The following is a 23,963-nucleotide window of genomic DNA, read 5'->3' on the forward strand; positions in this document are numbered from 1 at the left end:
CATAGTTGAATATATTTTTATGAAAAGGTACTTACTATTACAACAGGGGGCTGTTAACCCGAAGTTAATCCCGCGTTAATTAAGGCTGCAATGTGTTTTATGATGATTACTTTTAGTAAGCTTTTCCTGCAAATGCATTAATCACCTTACTGAAATGGTCATGATAAAATACCGGAATTTAGGCGGTAATTCAGGTGTTACAGCTTTTGAGGCCGGAAATGGTTACATTAAAGTAGCCTTTGGCGATGAGGCTGTTTACCTGTACACCAATGCAAGTGCGGGAAAAGAAAACATTGAAAAAATGAAGCAGCTTGCCAATGCCGGAAAAGGGCTTAGCACCTACATCAGCCGCTATGTGCGTGATAATTATGAGAAGAAGCTGTAATATAAACCTACCTCTCACACTATGGACTATACACAACTTACAGGACTGCTTGCAGCCGTGCTTACTACAGGGGCAAACATTCCGCAAACTATAAAAGTTATAAAAACACGATCTACAAAAAGCCTTTCGGCAGCTACCTATGCCATGCTGTTTCTTGGTATGGTTATGTGGGTTCTATATGGCGTTATACGCAAAGATATACCTGTTATACTTGCCAACTCTGTAGCGGGCAGCCTGTGCGGTATCATATTATTCATGAAGCTGTTAGCATTATACCGCAAACGCAGGAATCCAAACAGCAATTAATGCATTATTAACACAAAGTGTTATTATAGTGCCAATTACAATATCATTAGCATTAAATGGATTTCTGTAATTGTAATTTTACACTATAACTCAAAAAAGATTAATTATGAAAACGACATATTTAAAACATATTGCAATGGGTGTTGTTTTAAGCGCCGCGCTCGGGCTTACATCGTGCAGGAACAATAACCAGACCGAAAGCACAAATGATGCCGATGAGATAAACGGTGAAATTTACGGTAAGGGCACAGACGCTGACATGGAAGAATCGGGCACCCGTTCAGGTACCACCATGGATACTGTACAAACCTATAATAACAATAACAGGAGTGGTGCAACTAACGGACAACGTGGTGATGCTGACGAACCCGTTTTAAACGGTAATGACGGTAACCCGGTTTTAGGGCCTAAAACTCCGAAGAGTGATGGTGGTTCTATGGGTTCCGGGCAAGGAACAGGAACCGGTAACGGCGGTAACAATACCACCGAGGTAAATCCAAGATAATACAGGAAAGACTTCCACTATTTTTATACCCGAATCCCCCATAGCTTTTGTAAGCCGTGGGGGATTCTTCAGTAAAAAGAGGTATGCCTTGCAACCTTTACGTTTAATAATGTAAGGTTTTAAATATAGATAATCACGAAATTTGATAGAGAGACTTTAAAAGAAGTATAAACCTTAACACAATAAATTATGGCACAACTAAATGATAACCCAATGCAGGGCAACCGCGGCGGACAGGAATATGGGGAGGACAATTACCACAAAAGCCAGCGCAACCAGCAAAGCCAAAGGCACCAAACACCTCCTGAAGATGAAAAGCGCAAGCAGCAGGAGAACGATGACCAGTTTAGCCCCGGTGAACCGGAAGAGTATGACGGAGAAGATTTTGTAACGGATTAGGAGGATTATGGAAAGCGATATTCAAACACAGGTAAATGATACCGCACTGGAAATAGTAGCGGAATGCGGCAGGATAATGGCACAGCAAAATTTAAAGATAGCATTTGTGGAAAGTGCAACCGCGGGTTGGATGGCATCAGAATTTTCGCTGATACCTGATTCAGGTAAGGTATTTTTAGGAGGACTGGTTTGCTATGATGCCGACACCAAAAAAGACCTTTTCGGGATTACTGACGAAATGATAGAACAGTACACACCTGAGTCGGCAGAAATAACAAAACTGCTTGCCGAAGGGCTGGGCAGCTATTTTAAAAGTGATATAGCGGTAGCCGTGACCGGCCTTACTGCACCGGGCGGAAGTGAAACCCGTGAGAAACCGGTGGGTACTATTTTCCTGCATATAATACTGCCCGGTAACCGCTACTGTGCCCATAGAGAAGTATTTCATGGTTCGCCAAAAGAAATTATAAACCAAACTATAGAACGAACAGGCAAACTTTTAACCGAGCTTTTAAAAGTTAACTCTAAAAACCTTGTATTATGAGCCTGAAGCGAATTATAATTGCAGGCGCCATAGGCACCACTTTTATGACCTTATACAGCTATTGGGCATCTAAAAAAGAAAGGGAACAATTTTTAGAACCTGCCTTACTAAACGAACTGGCTGAAGATGCCGAAGTGCTGCCCGAAGCCGGTGATGAAGAAACAAACCCCGTAGGCTGGGTCGGCCATTATGCCCAGGGCGTTGTTTTTGTAGCCGCATACTACTATCTATACCGTAATGCGCTGCAAAAACCATCTGTAATAAAAGGCGTTTTTGCAGGTGCCGTGAGTGGCATTATTGGGATAGCTATATGGGAGGCAATGTTCAGGATGAGTAAAAACCCTCCTAAAACAGAAAGATACAGGTACTACAGGCAACTCTTTATAGCACACCTGATATTTTCAACCTTTGCCATTTACGGCTACAGGCTGCCAGATGTTGTGAAACAGCTTAAGTAAGAACAGATGTTTTTAAAAAATGATTAACAGCCGGCTTTAAAGCCGGCTGTTTCAACTTTAGTATAAATTTCTTAACTTTAAATAAAAACCTATGTTAAGCTGGGAAGAAATATCATTACGGCTTATACTTGCAGCCATTTTTGGCGCGGTTATAGGCGTTGAGCGCGAGCGCAAAGACTGGGCTGCCGGTATGCGCACGCATATGATGGTATGCATGGGCTCTGCACTGATTATGTTGGTGTCCTCTTTTGGGTTTTCAGATACTATAGGCAGTGAATATATAGAGCTTGACCCTTCGAGGGTAGCAGCACAAATTGTGAGCGGTATCGGTTTTATAGGGGCCGGTGCCATATTATTTTTAAAACCAACAACCATATTAGGCCTCACCACCGCATCGGGTTTATGGACGGTTGCAGGCATAGGCATGGCAACCGGGGGCGGAATGTATTTTGCGGCATCAGTTACCACAGTGCTTTCTATCATCATTTTATGGGGGCTGCAACCGCTGCAAAAAAAGTTTTCGAGTAAATTCCAGAACAAAACCGTAACCATTGTAACTAAAAAGGCGCTAAGTCCACGCTTTGTGATAGACAGGATTACAGATGGAAGCAATTTAGATTATAACAGTATATCTGTAACCAAGCAGAACAAAGAAAATATAATAGAAGTTAAATTGGAAAAACCGGCAACTACAGGTTTTAAGGATATTATAGCCGATATACAGGAAAATGAGGACGTTAAAAAAATAACATGGAATAAATAAAGAAGTTATGGAACACCTGCACACCATCAGCCACATCGAAATACCCGCACCTGATTTTACTAAAGCCATTGACTTTTATACCCATGTGTTTGGCTGGGGTATAGAGCTGGTAACAGTAGACCACTATGCTTTTTATACCATTGGCAATACCGGGCGTGGTGGCGCATTCGATTCATCATTAATGCCTGCGCCTGAAAAAACAGGGCCACAGGTGGTGATTGATGTAGAAGATATATCCGCAATGCTAAAAGCCATAAAGGCAAATGGCGGTGAAATTATTCTTGAAAAAACCGAAATACCCGGTGGCCACGGCTACTATGCCATATTTAAAGACCCTAACGGCAATTACATGCAAATACACGCGCGGTAGTAGTGTTACTACTGCCGCTTGTTAAACTGCTATATACTTATGCTCTAATAGCTGTAGATCTTTACAGTTTCCTGGCTTATTTTATCCGGTGTTCCGGTTTCCATATAACGTTTAAAGCCCATAACATCTTTACGGACCATATTTTCAAAAACAGGGTTCATTAGCTTAGCCACCTCTTCGCCTGCAGAACCAAGAGGAGCCTGATATGAAAACACAATGTGGATGAGCGTACCCAATTCACCTGCATCTTTAAACTCAACTTTACCGGCATTACGCACAGCAGAACCCGGTAAAGAACTCCATCCAACGTAACGGTTTGGCTCTTCGCCAACAATTTGCGCCTTCCAGCCTACTGTACCTATGCCACCCGGCAGTTTTGCTTTCCACTCCGACAATGATTCATTTAAAACAGTTACACTTTCCAGGTGCTCCATAAACAGCGGAAGGTTATCCAGGTTACGCCAAAAGTTATATACTTCCGCAACAGGCTTTTTTACAATAAGCCTGGCATGAATATTAACATTAGAATTGTGCTTCTTATCCTTTCTGTTATCCAGAAAGTTTTCTGCCGCCTGTGTGGCAGGGCAGTATCCGCTAACACCCCTGAAGAGCATAAAACCTGCTGCTGCAAGTTCCGGTATGCTCCTGTTCCTTTTAAGCGAATCGTATAAAAGGTAAAGCCCGCCTATTGCCGAGACAGCCCTTTCAAAATCGCTTATATTCTTTTTAACTTCCGGAATTTTTATGTTTGCTGGCAGGTTCATAATCTGTAGAAAATATTAGTGGTTTTACACCTTAAAAATAATAAAATATGGTGGCACAAAATGTTACTTTAACAGTACATTAGCAACAAAAAAAATACAGCCTGCATAAGCAGGCTGTATTAAAGTATACATCAATAAAAACTTAAGGCCTGCCTGTGGGCGGTGTTGTTGGTGTTACAGGTGTTGCGGGGTTTGTACCCGGGTTAGTAGCCGGTGGCGGTATAGTTGGCGTATTGGTTGTTGGAGGTACAGTTGGTGAGTTTGTGGTTGGCGGTGTAACAGGCGTACTCCTTGTTCTCGGGGTTGTGTTAGTTTCCGTCTTTCTTTCATTATTCCTCGTCCTGTCAACCGCATTATCCTTTTTGCGTTCAGGGGTAGTACCTGTCCTGTCCGCATCAGTACGGGTTCTGTCTGCACGGGTACGCTGGGTATCGGTACGCGTGGTGTCTGTCTGTGCCTGTGCCCAGCCAAATGCCAGCAGGGCTCCAAGCGTAAAAAATAACTTTCTCATAATGGCTTTTTTAAGATTATCACAGTAAAAGTAATGAGCCAAACCTCCAAATAACTACCTATTTTACAATTATTAACGCAAGTTTAACCGCGCTTTGTGATGTACTACAAACAGGTGTTAACACTCCCTGTTATTTTTGATATCCTGTGTTAAAACGAATGCTCCAGACCTTCTTATGTCATAAATTAAAAGAGACTGTCTCAAAAGTGCTTTTACCAGCATTTTGTCATTCCGACGATAAGAGGAATCTTGACTAAATCAACCATTTAAGATTCTTCACTTCGTTCAGAATGACACTTTTGAGAAAGCCGGCCTTCCTGCAATATTTTATGTGATTTTAGAACCTGTTATCGCCGTCCAGCAGGTTACCGAGGCCGCCTAATAGGCTACCCTCTCCCCTGTCTTTACCGCCACCCTGAGGCGCTGCGGCAAATACCCTGCTTGCAAGCCTGCTAAATGGTAAAGATTGTATATATACTATGCCCGGGCCACGCAATGTTGCATAAAAGAGCCCTTCGCCCCCAAACAGTGTGTTGCGTATGCCGCCTACAAACTGAATATCATAATCTACGGTTGGTGTAAAGCCTACAATACAGCCTGTGTCAACTTTAAGCATTTCGCCTGCGGCAAGTTCTTTACGCGCCAGTGTTCCGCCTGCATGAACAAACGCCATACCGTCTCCATCCAGCTTTTGCATTATAAATCCTTCGCCTCCAAAAAAGCCACGGCCAAGCTTGCGTGAAAACTCTATACCAACCGTTACACCCTTAGCCGCACATAAAAATGCATCTTTTTGGCATATAAATCTGCCGCCAAACTCGGAAAGGTCTATCGGGATTATCTTGCCCGGATATGGCGAAGCAAAACTTACCTTTCGTTTACCCTGATATTCATTAAGGAAAACCGTCATAAAAAGGCTTTCGCCAGTAAGCAGACGCTTACCCGCCGAAAACAGTTTACCCATTACACCTTGATTCTGATTAGAGCCATCGCCAAAAATGGTTTGCATACTTATGCCGTTATCCATCATCATAAAACTGCCAGCCTCGGCAACTACTGCCTCCTGTGGGTCGAGTTCTATTTCTACATATTGCATTTCTTCGCCAAAAATTTCGTAATCTATTTCATGTGCTGTCATTTTGTATATTTTATTTGGATTAGTATTAATCAGACTTTTGCAAACGGTATTTGTTACACATTTTTTGCGTGTAATATTGTAAATGTAGATAAAATAAGGTAATCCCGGAAAACAACGCATAAAAAAACAGCGGGTTCACACCCGCTGTTCACACATCTAAAAAATTGAATAAAAATAGACACCGTTTAGTAAAAATAGTCGGATGGATTTCCGTGATTTTTGGGGACAAATCTTTCTCTTGATAAAAGAAGCCGGCGGGCACCCTAGTTAATGATTCCTGGCTTTTATAACGTTCGGGGGGCTATAAAACAGAACCATATTAAAAACCCGCCAGCAATTCTTTCAATCAGGATTTACTATTTATGTTATTTAGCATTACTTATGTTTCATTGCTTATCCTGATACAAAGATGCGCCAATGCAGGCTTTTACCACAGGTAGAAATTACCTGATTTAGGAAAACAGGTATTTTTACCGGGGTACCGATAAAAGAAGATAAAAAGGTATGTAGCTATATTACAGGAAGTTCATCAACATTAATTATACCTTGTTGTATGGCATAAATAACAAGCCCGGCAATATTTTTTGCACCGGTCTTCACAAAAAGGTTATTCTTGTGCCCTTCGGCGGTACGTTGTGTAATAAAAAGCAAGTCGCCAATTTCTTTTGCCGTTTTTTGCTGGCATATCAGCCTAAGGACATCTATTTCACGTTCAGAGAGTGCATTATCATCTTGCAGTACCGGCTTCGGCGCTTTAGGTGCTATCTGCCCGCGGAGCACATCAAGCTGCTCCGGCTTAAAATAAAAGCCCTGCTTTGCCACTGCCCTTATTACTTCGGCAAGCTCTGCAGGCATAACTCCTTTGGGCAGAAAAGCAGATACACCCGCTTTTAACATAAAACCCATAAAGCTTTTTTGATAGTGTGATGATACCACTATTACTTTAATTCCGGGATAATGTATTTTAAGATATTCACTTACAGCAATACCGTCCATGCCCTCCATTTTTAAGTCGAGCAGTAAAACCTGCGGCACTTCAGGGGCTGCTTTAAGCTTTTCTATCAGCTCGGGGCCACTGTTGGCGGTAAACAATACATCCATATCACCTGCGTTTTGCAGGTAGCCTTCAAGAAGGCTAACAATAAGGACATCGTCATCTGTTATTGCTAAAGTAATTTTACTCATCGGATTCGTTTTTATACGGGCAAACTATTACAGTGCGTGTACCGGTGCCCGGTTTAGATTTTACCTTATACGAAGCACTAAGATACTGCATACGCATTTCTAAACTATGCAGCCCAAGCCCTTTTTTGAGTATAGAAGTATCAAAACCTTTACCATTATCCTTAACCGTAAGTATGCAAGTTCGTGCAGTTATACGTAAATGTACAGCTACGGCTGTTGCTTCGGCATGCTTAACAATATTGGTTATAAGTTCCTGTACCACACGCACCAGTTGTATTTTAGATGATGCTGCAAAATTGTGCCGGGAGCGTATATCGGTATAAAAAACAATATCCATTTTTTGCCGCCACGGGTCGATAATATTTTCTATTAAATCGGCTATATCGGTTTGCTCCAGTAATGGTGGTGTAAGGTCGTGCGATATGCGCCGGGCATCTGTAATGCTTTCACCTAACAGGCTGTCAATATCGGTTAACGGTAGCCCAAGCTGGCTTTTCATCCTGATTACCGTAAGCTTGCCTATAAGGCTGTCATGCAGGTCTGACGCTATGCGTGTACGTTCTTTTTCCTGAGCCTGCAAGCTGGTTTCGGTTAACTTTTTCTGGTGCTCCAATTGCATTTGCGCCTGCCGAAGGTTAGCCTGCACCATACGCTTATAGCCTGTATGCATGATCTTTACAACAAATAGTATTATTGTAAAGACCAGCACCAGTATAATTGCTATCCATAATGCTATAATTTTCGGATCCTGCCATTTCTCCATATATGCCAAATCAAATATCCGTAGAATAAAAGTATAACAACAATATTAACTAGCCAGAAAATAAATTTTATGCCTGTTTCTTCATTAACCAAAAAGTTGAATGGTAAAAATACTATAAGAGTTAATGTAAAGGCTATAAGCACTATAATATTTAACCTGAAATTATCCCATCTCTGCTCATTATATAAATTTACCTTCTCATAAATAAAATAAAGTGCATACATTATTATGACAAAGTTATCAGCAACTTTAGCATATGGTTGATAAAACTTAACATTTATATCATTAAGTACAAAATAATATATGGTTTCAAATATGATATAAAATAACGCCCCAAAACTCAATATTTTTAAAATGTTATTTTGCTTACTTAATAAGTAAATATTATACAGAAATGTAAAATACATAACTTCTACTGCACAATATATAGGTAGTACAATCATATTGGAATTTGAAATCTCCAATAAGATTGAACTAGCTGCTTCAAAAACTGCCATCAATAGGATATAGAAGTATAAATACCTATTTAATCCATCTAAGCTTCTGAAAGTTATTGCTCCAATTACAACTCCTATAGCCAGTAATGCCTTTACGGACAGAGGCAAAAAATTTATAAATTCATTTAATGTCATTCAGTCACTAATGCTAATTCAAGCAAAAAAAAGCTTTGTGAAACTGCTGCAGGAGTAGTAAATGGAGGCGCAGGCTGTGAAAAATCATCATAGAACACTTCTGTATCTGTTTTATTGGTAACTATCATATCTGCAATAGCATTCGCAAGAGGATCTACAGCGTCTTCCCTCAACGCTAAATTTACCTGGCACTCCTGTACTTCAAAATCTTCCCTATTAATCATAAAAACCTGAAAAATACCATCGGCCGTATCATCTATCTGCTTTTTAGCCCATGTTTTGTAGTGGGTATTCCACCTGTGCATCCTTTCCCTTGCTATAAAATCGGGTATCCTTCCGGAAGATAGGTTCCATATTGTCGGGCAAACCGTTACATACTGGTTAAATGTTTCCCTGTAATCAGGAGTATCATATTTGGCAGGTATTAAAAAGAAGGTAAACCAATTATCATGAATACCTGGGTACGCATGAATATACTGAGATTCATCATCAAAATCTGAAGGACTGAAGGCAAAACAGTTACCATCTTCGAGACGCTTGATTATTTTAGCAGAATCAAAACGCAACTCATTCCATTTGCTTAACGCACTAATAATTTTTTCTCTGTTCATGTGTATATTGGTTAAATTAATAATTGTGTGCAGTTGGTATAGCAAATATATAAAGATTGATAAACACAGCAGCAGTAAGGAAATAATATAACCCAAAAATAAAATCCCTGCTCTTGCAATAAGAGCAGGGATTCCTAACAAAAGAACCATGAGTAATTAGAAGTGTTTTGTACAGGATAGTACAAACAAAAATTTATTAAAGGAATTTAAATACGCTATATCTTTTATTACATTCCGTTTGTACTGCCGTCACTTCCCCCGGCGCCTGAGCCACTGCCTGTACCACGGGTTGTGGGGTTGCCCTGTGTGGTAGTGCGCTGAACGGTATCAGTTGCCATACCGGCATCTGTACCTTCGTCAGACGTGCTGCCTGAATATTGGTTATCGGCAGGGCTTTCTGTTCCATAGGCATCACCATTAGCCTCGTTGGCATCGGCCGCGCCCTCATTCTGGTTATTGTTACGGCCGCAGGATGTAAGACTAAGTCCGGCTACCAGTAGTGATGTTAACAGCAGATTTTTCATTTTCAGCTTTTTCATAATATCTTTTTTTAATTAGCAATCAATTACATTACGAAGTTCGCCAATATATAATGCCTTTGCTTACATAATTACGCATAAACATTACATGAGCGCTTAAGTTTAGTTATGCAGGGAAATAAAGCCGGAATATCGAACCCTGCCCCTGGTTACCTTCGGCAGTGATAAAACCTTTATGGTTTTCCATTATTTTTTTACAGATGGCAAGGCCAATGCCCGTGCCTTCATAACGCTCTTTCTGGTGCAGGCGATGAAAAAGTAAAAATAGCTTTTCAGAAAATTCCTGCTTAAAGCCGATACCGTTATCTTTTACAGAAATTTCATAATATGCACCAGTATGCACATTGCCCTGCACCTCTATATCGTCCTGCAATGTGCAGGTAATATCAATTACCGGGGGAGCATCTGCCCTACTGTATTTTAAGGAATTATTGAGCAGGTTTACAAAAAGCTGCCTGACCTGAAAGGGTATTATGGGCAAAATGGGGAGTACATCAAAATGTATTTTAGCCTGCTTTGCCTCGCTCTGTACAGATAGTTCGTTTATAGCTTCGCGAAGGGGCACAGCAAGGTTTACGGGTGCAAAAACGTGTTCATCTTTATTGGTTTGCGAGTAAAGCAACAAATCGTTTATCAGCAGCTTCATGCGTTTTGCCGCTACTGTAATCCGCTCCAGGTATTCTGCTACAGATGCAGGTACTTTTAACTCCTGGTCTTCTATACGCGAAATGTACATTATTATTTTGCGCAAGGGTTCCTGAAGGTCATGGCTTACAGCATAATTAAATGACGCGAGCTCATCTACAAGTTGCTCAAGCTCCCTGTTTTTCTCCTCAATCTTCATTAAGCCGCTTACCTGCGATGAAATGTCGCAGGTTACACCCATAAGCACTTTTTTTTCTTTACATTCCAGCAATTTGGATACCGATTTTAAGTAGCGCTGCTTGCCGTCGGGGGTTATAATTCTGTAGCGTATATCTTCTATATCAATGCCTTTTGCAGTAGTTTCACTGGCATCAAGATAAATGTGCAAATCATCAGGATGTATCAGTTTAAGCACATCATCGCCTGTAAAATCTATTTCTCCCGGTTCATAGCCAAACAAACGATATAAGTTATCCGAAAATTCTGTAGTGTTATTGCTTAAGTCCAGCTTCCAGTGCCCCATGTTTGCAAGCTGTTCTACATACTGAAAACTCATCTTCTCTATATCGGGCCTGTTTTCCATGATATAAACCTGTTTTTGGCATCAGTAGCTCAGCATAAAATTTTGCCTGTTAAGGCCGTCGGTTACATATTGCCAGCTGATATTGGTTATCTCTGTAATAATTTTTTTAAGTGCCGAAAACTCATCCGGTTTTGTAATATACACATTTGCGCCCTCTATAAATGCCTCTTCTATATTAGCAGGCGAAGCAGAGGTTGAATATATGGCAACAACGATTTCTGACAGATTTTGGCTTGAACGGATTTCCCTGAGGCACTCCATACCCGATAGCCCCGGCATATTTATATCCATAAAAATAATGTCGGGCAGTACAGATTCCTGTTTATTAAGGTAATCCATCAGGCTCATACCGTCTTCAAATATTTCGAGGGTGTGTTTTACTTTCACCTCCTCAAAAGCGTCTTTAAAAAACGAGCGGTCATCTACGTCGTCTTCCGCTAAAAAAATTTTTAATTTGTCCTGATACATACGTTTTTAGCTTTAGAGTTAATTATTTACAAAGCTTCTTCGGTGTAAGGCAATTTTCTGGAATGTTGTAGGCGTAAGCCCTGTTATTTTTTTAAACTGGTTAGATAAATGCGCAACGCTGCTGTAATGCAGCCTATAGGCAATCTCTGTAAGTGATATGTTTTCGGTAAGAAGCAGCTGCTTCACAATTTCTATCTTATGGATTATTATAAAACTCTCTATAGAGATATGGCACACTTCAGAGAATACCTGAGAGAGTGTCCGGTAGCTTTCGCCAAGCTTATCGCTTAAATAAGCCGAAACCTTTACAAGCGGGGCGGCACTGTCTTTATGCAGCATACAGATGATAGCTTCTTTTATACGCTGTGCCATGATAGCCTTTTGGTTATCTATAACTTCTATACCATAGGTATTTAAAGTAGCAGTAAGTTTCTGGTATTTCTCCATCGGGATTGTCCTTTTAAGGTTTACCTTGCCCATACCTGTTATGGTATAGTCAAGCCCAAGTTTATCAAGTTGTTCCCGGAGCAGCATCCTGCAAATTGTCTCGAAGTTATATTTTACGTAAAGGTTCATAGGTTTAGGTGTAGTGTTATCGTATAAATTTATACAGTTTAACCACAATATTATAATCGAAAACAATAAATTGGGAATATTATAACAGCATTTTACATTATCATTAAGGATAATTTAACGTTAGTAAGATAATTCTGTTTATTTAAAAGATGCGGTCAATTACAAATTGATATAAAAACCTTCAACGGGTGTTAAGAAAATCTAAACATTTTTGCTGTTGGTTTTCAAGCCTATTTCCTCATGCCAGTTTTTACCTGTTGCTGACAAATATTCTGAATAATTCCAGGTATTAAAGTCGGTTATCAGGCTTTTATCTTTAACTGCAACATAAGTTTCGTCTTCCGGCATATCCGTTACGCTAAAACCGCAGCTCCTGAGCATGGAAATTATTGCCTGATGATTGGGTGCCCACCAGTTGGTAGGGTCTCCGGCAAGCCTCTTTTCAATAAACGCCATTACAGGATAGGCAGGCTTCTGCATTATGTCCCTGCCATGAAAGTCTATATCTTCAGGTATTTCCATTTCATGTTTTCCCGGCACGGATAGTGTTTGAAATACCAGCATTTTTTTTACTTTCTGAGCAATAATATCAAGTGCCAGCATTGGATAGCGCAGGTGATAAAAAACTCCCATGAACCATACAAGGTCATATTGCTCATCGGTGTGCGCGAGGTCATAAACCTGCATTTTTCTGAATGAAATTTTATCTTCCAGCCCAAATTGCTTTGCCGTCCATTTTGCCTGTTTCAGGTAATGCTCATCAAGGTCTATGGCGGTGACCTCGGCACCCCTTTTGGCAAGCTCGACAGAATAAAACCCGGCATTGCAGCCAACATCAAGCACTTTACAGGCGGTTAAATCTTCGGGTATGGCATCTTTAATATTATTCCATTTAAAAGCAGGGAAATCACCCAGAAAATGGTTGGGTGCGGTAGTGCTGCCATCCGGCAGGTGAATGTTATGGAACCAGGGGCCCAGCTTTTGTATCTCTTCTTCAATACTCATGTACTACTTAAACTTTTGTCATTTCTTTTTCTTTTACGGCTATGGCTTCCTGCATATAGCTTTCAAGCTCTTTTGCCCGTGCTTTTGCAGTATGTGCCTGCATTACCTTCTGCCTGCCGCGTTCACCTATTTTTTTGCGCTCTTCATCATTTATATTCTCAAAAAAAGCAAGCACATCTATAGCCGACCTTGCTATCAGTATTTCTGTACCTTCTTCAAAAATGGTGGTTAAGCCTTCCCAGTAATCAGAAATAATAGGCACACCGCAGGCAGCAGCTTCAAACAGACGTACACTGGGGGCATATCCTGCTTTAATCATATCTGCACGGGTAACATTTAGCGTATATTTTTGCGTATTGTAAAAATCCCTGTGCTGCGCCGGCGGAAGGTGTTCTATCCGCTCCACATTGTCGGCCCATTCTATATCCTGCGGATACTGCGGGCCTGCAACAACAAACTGCCCGTCAGGATATACTTTTGCTACTTTATTAAGCAGCATTTCTACCGTTGGCTGACGGTCGTCGCTGTAGGTTCCTAAATAACCAAGTTGCCATTTTTGCTGTTTATTTTCAGGATAATAATGTTCGGGGTCAACAGAACAATAAAGCGCCCTTGCGGCAGAAGAACCATATTGCTGTTCTAACTGCTCAAGTATTGGCCCGCCTGTAAAAGAAAGATAAACATCATATTGGGATATAAGCTGTGGAGTGATATACTCATAATCGCCACGCTCCAGCTTGGCAAGTGTTACGGGAGTATCAATATCATAAAAAGCTTTTATACCCCTTGCTGTTTTAATAACCCATTCGCCTACGGCTACACCCTGCTGCACGTATGAACCTACAATAACAACATCGGCTTCTGCAACCTCATCATTATAATCATTCCACAACTCATCGTTTGTGGTATAAAGCCCGAGCCTGCAAAAATCAGGATTCGGCATGTCGCGGTGCGGCGCATACCACGGCACATCTTTTTCAAGGAAAAGGATTTCATGGCCCAGTTTAGATAATTCTTTTAATAAAGCCCTGTAGGTGGTGGCATGGCCATTACCCCACGAAGAAGTAACAGATAAACCTATAATTACGAATTTCATCTGGTATATGTTTTATGCCTGCACCTGTGGTGCACCGGTTAATGATTTATTGAAAATTGACTGCAGCAGCGCTGCACGGTGGTTATAGGTATGTTTTGATAATACTTTTTTATAAGCGGCATCACCTATCTGCCTTGCCTTTTCAGGTGAAAGGTTTTTTAGCAGTTGTGCTACATCATCGCCTGTACGGGCTACAAGTATTTCCTCTCCCGGCTCAAAGAAAAAATCTATCCCTTCCCAGTAATCGGTAATAATACAGGCGCCTGCTCCCGCTGCCTCAAATACGCGTGTGGCGGGGCTAAAGCCATATTTAGCCATGCTGTCGCGGCTAATGTTAAGTACTGCCATTGGGGTACAGTTAAGGGCATTGTGGTCTTTAGTATAAACATGCCCAATATACTCTACATTGCCGGGCATCTGCTTGTCGCCCCAGCCACTGCCTCCAAGCAAAAACTTGTGTTCGGGCAGCCTGGCGGCAGGTTTAAGGAAAAACTCCTCTACCCTCGCTTCCCTGTCAGGCAGGCGGTTGCCTAAAAAGGCAAGTGTGCCTTCAAAACGTGGTTCTGCCTCAACCGGAAAATGAGTGTCGGTATCAAGTGCATTATAAATCGGGATGCATTTTTTTGCCCCGTTCCTTTCATAAGCATCAATAACGGGCTGTCCGCCGCCATAGGTAAGTATATAATCATATTGCGGAATCAGGTGGTTAAATGGGTCGCTTGCATCGTTTTCAATCCTGTCGAGTGTAGCAGGGGCATCAACATCCCAAAAAATGACAAGGTTATCCTCTTTTTTCAGGTTTGCCACTTCACGCTCCAGCAGGTCATCATAAGCGCCTACTCCGCTTGCTTTGATTATTACATCTGCCGATGCAGCTTCATTAATCAGCCTCTGCAATTCCGTCTCATTACTCTGATATACAACAACCCTGCAATAATCAGGGTCTTCTATATCCCTGTGTGCCTGGCGTTCATAGATGTCCGGTTCATAAAAAGTAATGTTATGCCCCATGGCGCTAAGGGCCTTTACAATGCCCCTGTAGTAGGTTGCAGCGCCATTCCAGTAGGCCGAGACTATACTCGAACCAAAAAATGCTATATTCAGTTTGTTGTTATTCATGCCTGTATGGTTTTATGTTGTTTTGGATGTATAAGGCTTTCTTTAAAGCCGAGTTGTTTAAAAATAGTTTCAAGCTCATCAACCCTGTGCGCACAGGTATGCTTTTCCAGTATGCTATTCCTCCCATTTTCAGCCAGCATTTGTGCTATGCTTTCATCATTAAGCACACGTTGTAATTGTAGTTTCATTTCCTCACCATTGCTGGCAGTTAAATAATCGGCATCGGGTGTAAAAAGGTTCTCTGCATCCTGCCACGGAGAAGATATAAGCGGAATGCCGCAGGCCATAGCCTCAAACGGGCGTATGGTTGGGATGCCCGGCAGCCATTTTACGTAAGGCCCGCGCGGCACGTGTACCGTTACCCTATATTTTGCGAAAATTTCAGGTACTTTATAATTGGGCAGCCACCCGCCGTATGCTATACCGGCATCCTGTAATGCCTGCAACGCCTCGTCCGGATAACGCACGCCATACACTTTTGCCTTAAGCCCAAGTTCTTTTACTGGTTTTATGAGGAACTCCATTAACTCTTCTGTACGCTCGTTATCACCCCAGTTGCCAATCCATACCAAGTCGCCCTCTTTTTCAGAATCCATAGGTTTGAACAGTTCGGCATCGGCTGCCTCATGCCATGTCCAGACACTGTCTATCCAGCCTTTATCTTTATAGATGTGTTTTATAACTTCACCAAAAACAAGCGCACCATCATAGTGGGTAAAGTCATATCTGTTCATACTTTCCACTTCCGAAACAGCCCTGTGGTGGGTGTCATGAAAAAGCAGCTTATACCCGTAATGCTCTTTCTTTTTACCGACAGCCGCTACAAGTTCCGGCTCATTCCATTCATGCACAATAACAAGGTCGGCACCTGAAAGCATAGTATCATAATCCGGGTTTGCTACATCATAAAAATGCGTTTTCAGCATCGGGTAATATTTTTTGTACTCAGCTGCTTTCGTTTCTCCGTGGTCCTTTATTAAGTTTTCAAGGCTCCAACCGCCTTCCGGCTCGTAAACCTGTACATCGTGCCCCCGCTTTAAAAGTTCTTTTACAGTACCTCTTAAAAAATGGGCATTGCCGTGATTCCAGTCCGAAGCCAGCGAATGGTAAAACATAACTATTTTCATTTACTTTCAGGTTTGGTTATTTGTTTGTTTCCACACAATTTGCTGTAAAGCTGCATGTATTGTCCTGCCATAGCTTGTGCAGTAAAATCTTTAGCGCGCATAGATGCTTTGGCTGCGAGCGTTTTCCGTAATTTCTCATCATGAATGAGGCTTTGTATAGCCGCAATACTTTCATCCTCATCAAACGGATTAAAAAATACTGCTGTATCTCCCCACAGTTCACGAAGGGTAGGTATATCGCCCAGTGCCAGTGCACACCCCTGAAGGGCAGCTTCAAGCACGGCAAGCCCAAAAGGCTCATACTTGGCAGGCATACAAAAAACAGCCGCCTTAGCCATTTGCTCCTGCATATCAGCTTCCTTTAAAAAGCCTAAAAAGTGTACATTGTCATTATCATATACCACACCGGTATCAGGGCAGGTGTTACCACCTGCTATATATACCGGCCAGTCGAGATTATTTGCCACACCCGAAAGCAGGCATATATTTTTAGCTTCGTCCCACACGCGCCCCGCACTAAGCACATAAGGCTCTTTTTGCTGTAGGTGATTAACACTAATATCGCGCCCGTTATATATTATTTCTGTCTCCGGAAGGTTGCCATATATCTTCCCTGCTTCCTGCAAAATGGCTTCGGTTGGCGCAACAACAATATCCGAAGCTGCAAGGGCATTTTCTACAACCTGTTTATATTCTTCCCATTCCGCAGGGGCTTCCTCACCTTTCACGGCCTGCCACCACGTTTGCACGCATGAATGAAAAACCGTTACTACAGGGCAATCCCACAGATAAGCGTTTACCTGACCGTAATTATTAAAATGAATAACATCAGGCTTAACCTTTTTATAAACCGACGCAACCCATTGTGATGCCAGGCCTATATCCTGCCACGGGTTTTGCATCCATTCCAGCTTATAATTACTTTCGTAAAGTGTAACATTTTTAAGCTGTGCTACCTGCATCTGCTGGTCATTGCTCAGCAGTGCGCCCATTGTCATTAAGTGCACTTCTGTACCATAGTGTTCAAAAGCCTTACATAAATCAACTGTGTAGGTCCACACACCGCCAACCGTGTCTGCTGTCATTAGTATTTTAAGGTTGCCTGCCATAAATACGGTCTATCACTTCTGCGGTTTTTATGTACTCCTGCGCTGTCCGGGCATCATAACCCTGCCCTTCAAGCACTTTTTCTACCCACACCAGCCCGGCACGCCCCATCCAGTTATCTGGTGGCGTAACCAAAACTTCGGTGTTGGTACCTTTATATTTTTCTGCCTGAAATTCATAAAATGATCCATTTATATTTCGGAAAGCCACACCGCCTTCAGTTCCGTAAAAACGGGCTTCTATAACAGCATCCTGCCCTGCCGAAACATGCCAGCTGCATTCAAGGCTTATAGCAGTATCATCTTGTGTAAGCATCGAAACCTGTGCAAAATCTTCTGTTTGCTCTTCGCCTGCCTGTAGCTTTTTGCCCTTGCTGTACAACCTGCTTTTAATATCAGTTACTTCAGGAAAGCCCAGGCTCCACATGCAAAGGTCAACGAGATGGATACCCAAATCCATAACGCAGCCGCCACCGGAACGTTTAATGTCATAAAACCATTCCTTATCCGGGCCATAAGCGTTATGAAAGATGAGGTCTGCAGCAAACACCTTTCCTATTTCTCCACTAGTAATAGTATTGTATACCGCCTGGAAAGCTTTTGTGTACCTGTATGACAAGTCCACCGCCAGGTACTTATCCGCATCCTGAGAGGCCTGTACTACGCGGCGCACCTCATCGGCGGTACGCCCAAGTGGCTTCTGGCAAAATACTGCCTTACCTGCCTGTAGCGCCTGTAACGATTGTTCGGCATGCATTGCACTTGGCGTTGCAATTACTACTCCATCAAGATAATCGTCGGTATAAACTGCCTGTGCATCGGTAACAATGTTTGCTCCCGGTGCAGCTTTCAGGGCTTCATCAGCATTTTCCTTAAAAGGTTCTGATATAACCGCCGGCTGTACTTTGCCGCCGTCAATCATAGCCTCCATACGGTTACGCCCTATCCATCCTACGCCTATAAAACCTAAAGCCAGCGCTTTTTTTGCTTCTTCCTGTTCTATTGCCGTCATACTTTATTTCTTATTGTTTACAATTAGTGCTTTTATAAATCCGTCCGGCCTGCCGGTAAGATGTTCAAATGCCTGCTGCGCTTCCTCTAACGTAAATTGGTGTGTGAATAGCGGAAACGGGTTCATCCTTCCTTCCCCTACTGCTTTAACAGCTTCACAAATGCCACTTATGTACTGTTGCGGGTCGCGCTCGTGTGCACTTATCATGTCGATGCCCCTCCAGTTAAGCAACTGCACATTAAGCTGACGCATACCATTCTGGTGAAAGCCTGCAACTATCAGTTTACCCCTTTCGGCGGTAAGCTCAATCGAAAGATTAAGCGGCCACTCTTTACCTGTAACCTCTATCACCCTTTCACAGAAATGCCCGTTGGTTATTTCTTTTACTTTTTCGATAATCCTGTAATGGTCATCCATTTTTACAAGATGGTCGGCTCCGGCCTTGTCAGCGGTTTCAAGCGAAAATTCACGCTGTGATACTGCAATAACTGTGGCCCCTGCCGATTTTGCCAGCTGTATGAGCAATGCTCCCAAAAAGCCTGCACCAACAATTGCTACCGTCTGCCCCTGCTGTATATTGCTCCTGTTAAAGATGTTGAGTGCGCATCCCAACGGCTCACCCGGAAAAGGCTTACCGTCAAGAAAAGCGGGTAGTTTTACCACTTCATCTGCTTTAGCTATATCATATTCTGCATAGGCGTTATATGAGAGGCAGGCAACCCTGTCGCCTTCTTCAAGACCTTCAACACCTTCTCCCACAGCATCTATAACACCCCAGCCTTCGTGTCCCGGGTTGCCGGGCGTCTGCGGGTAATTAAACCACTCCCTGCCTTCATAAACCGGAATGTTAGAAGCACAAACACCACATCCTTCAAGCTTTATGCGTACTTCGCCTTTAGCCGGGGCAGGAATTTGTATGTCTTTTACCGCTACGGTACCCGGTGCGGTAATTACCGCTGCCTTTGCCGTAACAGTTTTTGCGGAAGTAGTATCTGTTTTCGTTGTATTGTTTAAAGTAGCCTCCATTATATAGCAACCGCTTTAGATGAAACTTTTGCTTTTGCCAGCTTTATGCCTCTCGATTCGCATAGCCAGTCCATGAGCGCCTGTACACCTTCGGTTACAGAATATTTAGCTTTCCAGCCTGTCGCCTTCGTGAATTTGGAAGTATCAGAAACATAGTACTGCTGATCGCCTGTTCGCCACTCATCAAAAGAAACGTCTATAGCTTTTCCTGTTTTTTCTTTAATTACATCAAGTATTTCAACAAGGCTTACCGTATTGGCAGGGCCTCCGCCGATATTAAAGGCGTTACCCGATATTGTATCGATGTTCTTCTGCGCCAGTATAAATGCATTAACGAGGTCTTCTACAAACAGTATATCACGCACCTGCTTTCCGTCTCCGTAAATAGAAATAGGCTTATCTTCCAGTGCACTGATAAGGAAATGGGCTACCCACCCCTGATCTTCAGTACCAAACTGGTGCGGGCCATATATACAGCTCATGCGGAACACTGCTGTTTTAAGCCCGTATGACCTTGAGTAATCAAGTACATACTGGTCGGCAGCACCTTTAGAACAGCCGTACGGGCTGTGAAAATCAAGCGGGCGCGCCTCACTTATGCCATTCTCCCTGAAATAGCTGTCTTCGGGATAGTAGCGGGTATTGTTGGTTTTTAGGCCTAGATCCATAAGGTCGCCATATACTTTATTGGTAGAGGTAAATACAAGCGGTGGTTTGTGTTCTGACTTACGGATGGCTTCAAGCAGGTTAAATGTCCCGGCTATATTTACTTCGAAATCATGCACCGGGTTGGTTAATGACGATGTTACCGCCACCTGCGCCGAAAAGTGGAATACCTGCTCAGCATTTTTTACACATTCTTCCAGTATCCTCTTTTCCCTTACATCGGCAACCTGTACCATAACCCTGTCGCCATACTCCTGTTGCAACCATTTCAGGTTTTGCTCTACCCCGGCTCTGGAGATATTATCATATATCATTACCCTTTTGCCTTCAGCCAGCAGGCGTGCTGCCAGGTTAGTGCCTATAAAGCCTGCTCCACCGGTTATTAAAACATATTTTTCGTTACCGCTGATGGTGTATTCTTTTTTGATATAGTCATGCTCGCTTATATTTTCCATACCGTGTTTTGCTAATAGTTTATAAAGTAATTTTTCAGTGCCGTCGTGCTTTTTCATCCCGAAGTAATACTCCCTGTCATCAAGGTGAAAGCCGCCAACTGTGGGATATTTTGGGTCAAGGTCTTTAAGCCCGTACCAGTACACCCTCTCGGCATTGGTATCCAGCACATTTTTAAATTCTTCCCATTGCTTTACCTCATCGTCCTGCCAGGTGGAGAAGCCTGCTTCCGATATCCATATTTCCTTTTGCAGCCCGTTGTCCTGCAAAACCTTACGCACGGCTGTAAGATTATCTTCCCATCCTGTCCATTGCTGGTCAAAAACATACGGAAAGCCATGTATGCCGATAGCATCAATACATTGCAGCAGATTTTTTTCTGCCATCATCTGCAGCCAGTTCGGGTCTATAGGGCTCATGCCGCCCAGCAATGTCTTTTTACCGCGATGCTGTGCCCAGTATGCCGCCATACCTATCATTTCAGAGAATTTATTCCACGAATAATCAAGCGTAAAATCATACTCGACATTATTGTTAGGCTCATTCCAAAGCTCAACCCATTCAAAATAATCACCATATCTGGTAATCATCACGTCGAGAAAATCGGCGAAAGCCTTGCGGTCTTTTGGAGGTGACGATACACGTGGCACCTCGCCTATAGATGGCGGTGTGTAAAGAAAGCAGGGCAATATCTCTACATGCTTTGCCAGTTCCGGAAAAAGCCAGTCATACCATTCGGCAGTACCTTCAGCATACCACTCTGCCCACGAAACGCCGGTGCGAAGATGTGTTATGCCCAACTTCCTGAAATCCTGTATTGCCTGCCTTACCTCTTCATACTGCCCGGGCCTGAACCATTCTACTATACCCACAACAGGCGTTATTTTTTTATCTGATAGTTTACTCATGTTCTTCTGGTTTATACTGTTAGTCCCCTTGAGGCCAGTTCTTCAGTAGCGCGGCTAACGCTGTCTACCGCTATTTGGCCTTCCAGCCACTGTGCAAGCTCTGTAAGGCCCTCTTCAAACGGAACCTGCGGTTCATAACCCAGGATTGCTTTAGCCTTGCTTAAATCGGAAAAGCAATGGCGTATGTCGCCCACACGGTATTTGCCTGTTACCTCTGCGTTAATGTCTTTACCCATTACATGGGCCAGCTTATCGGCAATTTCACGAATGGTGTACCGGTTACCGCTACCCACATTAAATACTTCACCGTCAGCTTCAGGAGTTTCGAGTGCAAGCCTGCACGCCCTTGCTACATCCTTAACATGCACAAAGTCCCTTTTTTGGAGGCCATCTTCAAATATCAGCGGGGCATTACCATTAAGCAGCCTCGATGCAAATATTGCCAGTACACCTGTGTAAGGATTAGACAATGCCTGGCGTGTGCCATATACATTAAAGAAGCGAAGCGCCGTTACAGGCATGTTATAAGCTTTGCCTGTTATAAGGCAAAGGCGTTCCTGGTCGTATTTTGAAAGTGCATATACAGATGACAGGTTAGGCTTTTTTGTTTCGGGGGTTGGCTGTGGCTGGTAAGGGTTACCTTTTTCGTCCTGCATATCCCACTGCTGCTGCTTAAGTTCCGCAAGGCTGCGCTCGCTTTCCTGAACAAGGCTGCCATCAGCAGTTTTGTAAAGCCCTTCGCCATAAATACTCATGCTTGATGCTACTACCAGCTTCTGCACCGGGTTTTCTATCAGTGCTTCCAGCAGTACTGCCGTACCCACATTGTTTACATCCGTATAATCTTCTATCTGGTACATGCTTTGCCCCACGCCTACCATAGCAGCAAAGTGGAAGACAGCATCTACTCCTTCAAGAGCGCGACGAACTGCATTTTTATCCCTTATATCGCCTACAATAAGCTCTACTTCAGGATTTAAATAGTCCGGGCGTACAGCATCAGGCCCATGCACCTGCTCCGAAAGGTTATCTAAAGCCCTTACTTCATATCCCTTTTCAATAAGCTCATCGGCAAGATGCGAACCTATAAAGCCCGCTCCTCCTGTTATCAGCACTCTCTTTTTCATAGTATAGTATTAGTTTTATGTTGTTTTTACTTAAAAATCCTGCTTTGCCGGGCGAACGGTAATCCTGTTTACTACAGTATTTCGTTGCCTGCTAAGGGCATATATAACATCATCTGCTATTTCATCGGGCTCCATGCTTCCCATACCTATGCTCTCTGCATTACTGCCATCGCCCCTGTTATTGAAAAAAGCCGTATCGGTTATGCCTGCACTTATTACAGTAACCCTGATACAGGGCGATGTTTCAATCCGAAGGGTTTCGGCTATTACTTCTACCGCCGCCTTTGTAGCGCTGTAAACACCTCCATATTCATAAGCCCTGCCTGCTGCAACAGAAGAGATAAAAACTATATCTCCTTTTTTATTCTGCTCCATCTGCGGCACGAAAGCCCTAATGCAGCGCAGTACGCCCATAACATTAAGCTGTAAAGTATATTCCCATTTCTCAGGGTCACCTTCAGTCAGCTTTTCATGCATATCTTTACCTGCATTGAGAACCAGTACATCCGGCAGGCCGGTAGTTTGAACCATCCACTCGAAAAGCGCATCTACATCTGCACCCTTTGTCACATCGCAATGACGATAAATGATGTTGTTTGTATTGTTCTTTTGAGGAACAACATCAGCAACAACTACATCAACATCAGCAGCAGCCAGTTTTTCGGCTATAGCTTTTCCTATACCGCCCGCCCCGCCTGTAACGAGAGCCACGGATGCTGCTATTTTTTGATGTGCCATATATCCGAGTTTTTAGGAAATTTCAGCGTAATGCCGAAGGTCTGTTTAATTTCTGTGAGGTATTTCCTTATTTGTATATCAACAAATTTAATTTTGTACGGTAGAAGATGCCTTACACAGTTTCCCTGATACGTTGCATAATTGCACATAAAGCCCAAAGAAGTGTTAAATTGCAGAGCCTTCAGAAATTTTATTTCATGATAAAAACCACTGAATAATGTTGCTTACGCACTACATAACAAAGGTTTGCAAAAACAGGAAGTATCATATATTACCGTTAGTATCTTTCCGCTAAAAAAGTTTTCTCTATTAAGCCTTGTGTATCTGTGAAAAGGTTGTATATTTGCAATCGAAACATCGCGGGATAGAGCAGTAGGTAGCTCGTCGGGCTCATAACCCGAAGGTCACTGGTTCGAGTCCAGTTCCCGCTACTAA

Annotated in this window: 29 protein-coding genes and 1 tRNA gene; 9 read left to right on the top strand and 21 right to left on the bottom strand. The window is 42.7% G+C overall.

Features of this window, described 5'->3' with window-relative positions:
- Positions 1–160 precede the first annotated feature (160 nt).
- From KJK34_RS08000 to KJK34_RS08035, 8 genes are all read left to right on the top strand, one after another.
- Entirely contained in the window at positions 161–385 is a 225-nt protein-coding gene (locus tag KJK34_RS08000; RefSeq protein WP_223053342.1) for a hypothetical protein, read from the top strand.
- Between the two features lie 21 nt (positions 386–406).
- On the top strand, positions 407–691 hold the full coding sequence (locus KJK34_RS08005) for a SemiSWEET family sugar transporter (protein WP_223053343.1): 285 nt from the start codon (positions 407–409) through the stop codon (positions 689–691).
- Positions 692–797: 106 nt separating this feature from the next.
- Positions 798–1,196, top strand: coding sequence for a hypothetical protein (locus tag KJK34_RS08010; RefSeq protein WP_223053344.1), 399 nt, complete (start codon positions 798–800; stop codon positions 1,194–1,196).
- Between the two features lie 189 nt (positions 1,197–1,385).
- Positions 1,386–1,595 carry a hypothetical protein gene (locus tag KJK34_RS08015; protein ID WP_223053345.1) on the top strand — a complete coding sequence of 70 codons (210 nt, stop codon included), beginning with the start codon at positions 1,386–1,388 and terminating at the stop codon, positions 1,593–1,595.
- Between the two features lie 7 nt (positions 1,596–1,602).
- Positions 1,603–2,139, top strand: coding sequence for a CinA family protein (locus KJK34_RS08020; protein ID WP_223053346.1), 537 nt, complete (start codon positions 1,603–1,605; stop codon positions 2,137–2,139).
- The gene (locus KJK34_RS08025; protein ID WP_223053347.1) at positions 2,136–2,597 is read left to right on the top strand and encodes a hypothetical protein; all 462 of its coding nucleotides are present in this window, start codon (positions 2,136–2,138) and stop codon (positions 2,595–2,597) included. Before KJK34_RS08020 ends, KJK34_RS08025 begins: the two co-directional genes overlap by 4 nt.
- A 91-nt stretch (positions 2,598–2,688) precedes the next feature.
- Complete coding sequence (locus KJK34_RS08030; protein ID WP_223053348.1) at positions 2,689–3,360, top strand: MgtC/SapB family protein; 672 nt, start codon at positions 2,689–2,691, stop codon at positions 3,358–3,360.
- A 7-nt stretch (positions 3,361–3,367) separates the two neighbouring features.
- Positions 3,368–3,730, top strand: coding sequence for a VOC family protein (locus tag KJK34_RS08035; protein ID WP_223053349.1), 363 nt, complete (start codon positions 3,368–3,370; stop codon positions 3,728–3,730).
- 44 nt (positions 3,731–3,774) lie between these two features.
- On the opposite strand, the gene KJK34_RS08040 is transcribed toward KJK34_RS08035, so the two are convergent.
- From KJK34_RS08040 to KJK34_RS08140, 21 genes are all read right to left on the bottom strand, one after another.
- Positions 3,775–4,494 carry an SRPBCC family protein gene (locus KJK34_RS08040; protein ID WP_223053350.1) on the bottom strand — a complete coding sequence of 240 codons (720 nt, stop codon included), beginning with the start codon at positions 4,492–4,494 and terminating at the stop codon, positions 3,775–3,777.
- 142 nt (positions 4,495–4,636) lie between these two features.
- Positions 4,637–5,005, bottom strand: a complete 369-nt coding sequence (locus KJK34_RS08045) for a hypothetical protein (protein ID WP_223053351.1) — start codon at positions 5,003–5,005, stop codon at positions 4,637–4,639.
- Between the two features lie 337 nt (positions 5,006–5,342).
- Positions 5,343–6,143, bottom strand: a complete 801-nt coding sequence (locus KJK34_RS08050) for a TIGR00266 family protein (RefSeq protein ID WP_223053352.1) — start codon at positions 6,141–6,143, stop codon at positions 5,343–5,345.
- Positions 6,144–6,653: 510 nt separating this feature from the next.
- Entirely contained in the window at positions 6,654–7,328 is a 675-nt protein-coding gene (locus KJK34_RS08055; protein ID WP_223053353.1) for a response regulator transcription factor, read from the bottom strand.
- A complete protein-coding gene (locus KJK34_RS08060; protein WP_223053354.1) occupies positions 7,321–8,091 on the bottom strand; it encodes a sensor histidine kinase in 771 nt (256 codons plus the stop codon). The genes KJK34_RS08055 and KJK34_RS08060 overlap by 8 nt, the downstream gene beginning before the upstream one ends.
- The gene (locus KJK34_RS08065; protein ID WP_223053355.1) at positions 8,061–8,723 is read right to left on the bottom strand and encodes a hypothetical protein; all 663 of its coding nucleotides are present in this window, start codon (positions 8,721–8,723) and stop codon (positions 8,061–8,063) included. Before KJK34_RS08065 ends, KJK34_RS08060 begins: the two co-directional genes overlap by 31 nt.
- Complete coding sequence (locus tag KJK34_RS08070; protein WP_223053356.1) at positions 8,720–9,334, bottom strand: hypothetical protein; 615 nt, start codon at positions 9,332–9,334, stop codon at positions 8,720–8,722. The genes KJK34_RS08065 and KJK34_RS08070 overlap by 4 nt, the downstream gene beginning before the upstream one ends.
- Before the next feature lie 227 nt (positions 9,335–9,561).
- On the bottom strand, positions 9,562–9,873 hold the full coding sequence (locus KJK34_RS08075; RefSeq protein ID WP_223053357.1) for a hypothetical protein: 312 nt from the start codon (positions 9,871–9,873) through the stop codon (positions 9,562–9,564).
- Between the two features lie 106 nt (positions 9,874–9,979).
- Positions 9,980–11,101 carry a sensor histidine kinase gene (locus KJK34_RS08080; RefSeq protein WP_223053358.1) on the bottom strand — a complete coding sequence of 374 codons (1,122 nt, stop codon included), beginning with the start codon at positions 11,099–11,101 and terminating at the stop codon, positions 9,980–9,982.
- A gap of 21 nt (positions 11,102–11,122) precedes the next feature.
- Positions 11,123–11,569 carry a response regulator gene (locus tag KJK34_RS08085; RefSeq protein WP_223053359.1) on the bottom strand — a complete coding sequence of 149 codons (447 nt, stop codon included), beginning with the start codon at positions 11,567–11,569 and terminating at the stop codon, positions 11,123–11,125.
- Positions 11,570–11,587: 18 nt separating this feature from the next.
- Positions 11,588–12,145 (bottom strand): helix-turn-helix domain-containing protein, encoded by a 558-nt coding sequence (locus KJK34_RS08090; protein ID WP_223053360.1) that lies wholly within the window; start codon positions 12,143–12,145, stop codon positions 11,588–11,590.
- A 201-nt stretch (positions 12,146–12,346) separates the two neighbouring features.
- Complete coding sequence (locus KJK34_RS08095; protein ID WP_223053361.1) at positions 12,347–13,150, bottom strand: TIGR04290 family methyltransferase; 804 nt, start codon at positions 13,148–13,150, stop codon at positions 12,347–12,349.
- A gap of 7 nt (positions 13,151–13,157) precedes the next feature.
- A complete protein-coding gene (locus KJK34_RS08100; RefSeq protein WP_223053362.1) occupies positions 13,158–14,246 on the bottom strand; it encodes a CgeB family protein in 1,089 nt (362 codons plus the stop codon).
- 12 nt (positions 14,247–14,258) lie between these two features.
- Positions 14,259–15,365, bottom strand: a complete 1,107-nt coding sequence (locus KJK34_RS08105; RefSeq protein ID WP_223053363.1) for a CgeB family protein — start codon at positions 15,363–15,365, stop codon at positions 14,259–14,261.
- Positions 15,362–16,492, bottom strand: coding sequence for a CgeB family protein (locus KJK34_RS08110; protein WP_223053364.1), 1,131 nt, complete (start codon positions 16,490–16,492; stop codon positions 15,362–15,364). Before KJK34_RS08110 ends, KJK34_RS08105 begins: the two co-directional genes overlap by 4 nt.
- On the bottom strand, positions 16,489–17,577 hold the full coding sequence (locus KJK34_RS08115) for a glycosyltransferase family 4 protein (RefSeq protein WP_223053365.1): 1,089 nt from the start codon (positions 17,575–17,577) through the stop codon (positions 16,489–16,491). Before KJK34_RS08115 ends, KJK34_RS08110 begins: the two co-directional genes overlap by 4 nt.
- Positions 17,578–17,584: 7 nt before the next feature.
- Complete coding sequence (locus KJK34_RS08120) at positions 17,585–18,610, bottom strand: Gfo/Idh/MocA family protein (RefSeq protein WP_223053366.1); 1,026 nt, start codon at positions 18,608–18,610, stop codon at positions 17,585–17,587.
- Between the two features lie 3 nt (positions 18,611–18,613).
- Positions 18,614–19,636: an MDR/zinc-dependent alcohol dehydrogenase-like family protein gene (locus KJK34_RS08125; RefSeq protein ID WP_223053367.1), complete on the bottom strand. Its 1,023-nt coding sequence runs from the start codon at positions 19,634–19,636 to the stop codon at positions 18,614–18,616.
- Positions 19,636–21,663, bottom strand: a complete 2,028-nt coding sequence (locus tag KJK34_RS08130; protein WP_223053368.1) for an SDR family NAD(P)-dependent oxidoreductase — start codon at positions 21,661–21,663, stop codon at positions 19,636–19,638. Before KJK34_RS08130 ends, KJK34_RS08125 begins: the two co-directional genes overlap by 1 nt.
- Before the next feature lie 11 nt (positions 21,664–21,674).
- Positions 21,675–22,790: an NAD-dependent epimerase/dehydratase family protein gene (locus KJK34_RS08135; RefSeq protein ID WP_223053369.1), complete on the bottom strand. Its 1,116-nt coding sequence runs from the start codon at positions 22,788–22,790 to the stop codon at positions 21,675–21,677.
- 30 nt (positions 22,791–22,820) lie between these two features.
- A complete protein-coding gene (locus KJK34_RS08140; protein ID WP_223053370.1) occupies positions 22,821–23,528 on the bottom strand; it encodes an SDR family oxidoreductase in 708 nt (235 codons plus the stop codon).
- Between the two features lie 358 nt (positions 23,529–23,886).
- On the opposite strand from KJK34_RS08140, the gene KJK34_RS08145 reads away from it, so the two are divergent.
- A tRNA-Met gene (locus KJK34_RS08145) sits at positions 23,887–23,959 on the top strand.
- The last annotated feature ends 4 nt before the right edge of the window (positions 23,960–23,963 follow it).

The organism is Flavobacterium coralii, assembly GCF_019891545.1.
Lineage (GTDB): Bacteria > Bacteroidota > Bacteroidia > Flavobacteriales > Flavobacteriaceae > Flavobacterium > Flavobacterium coralii.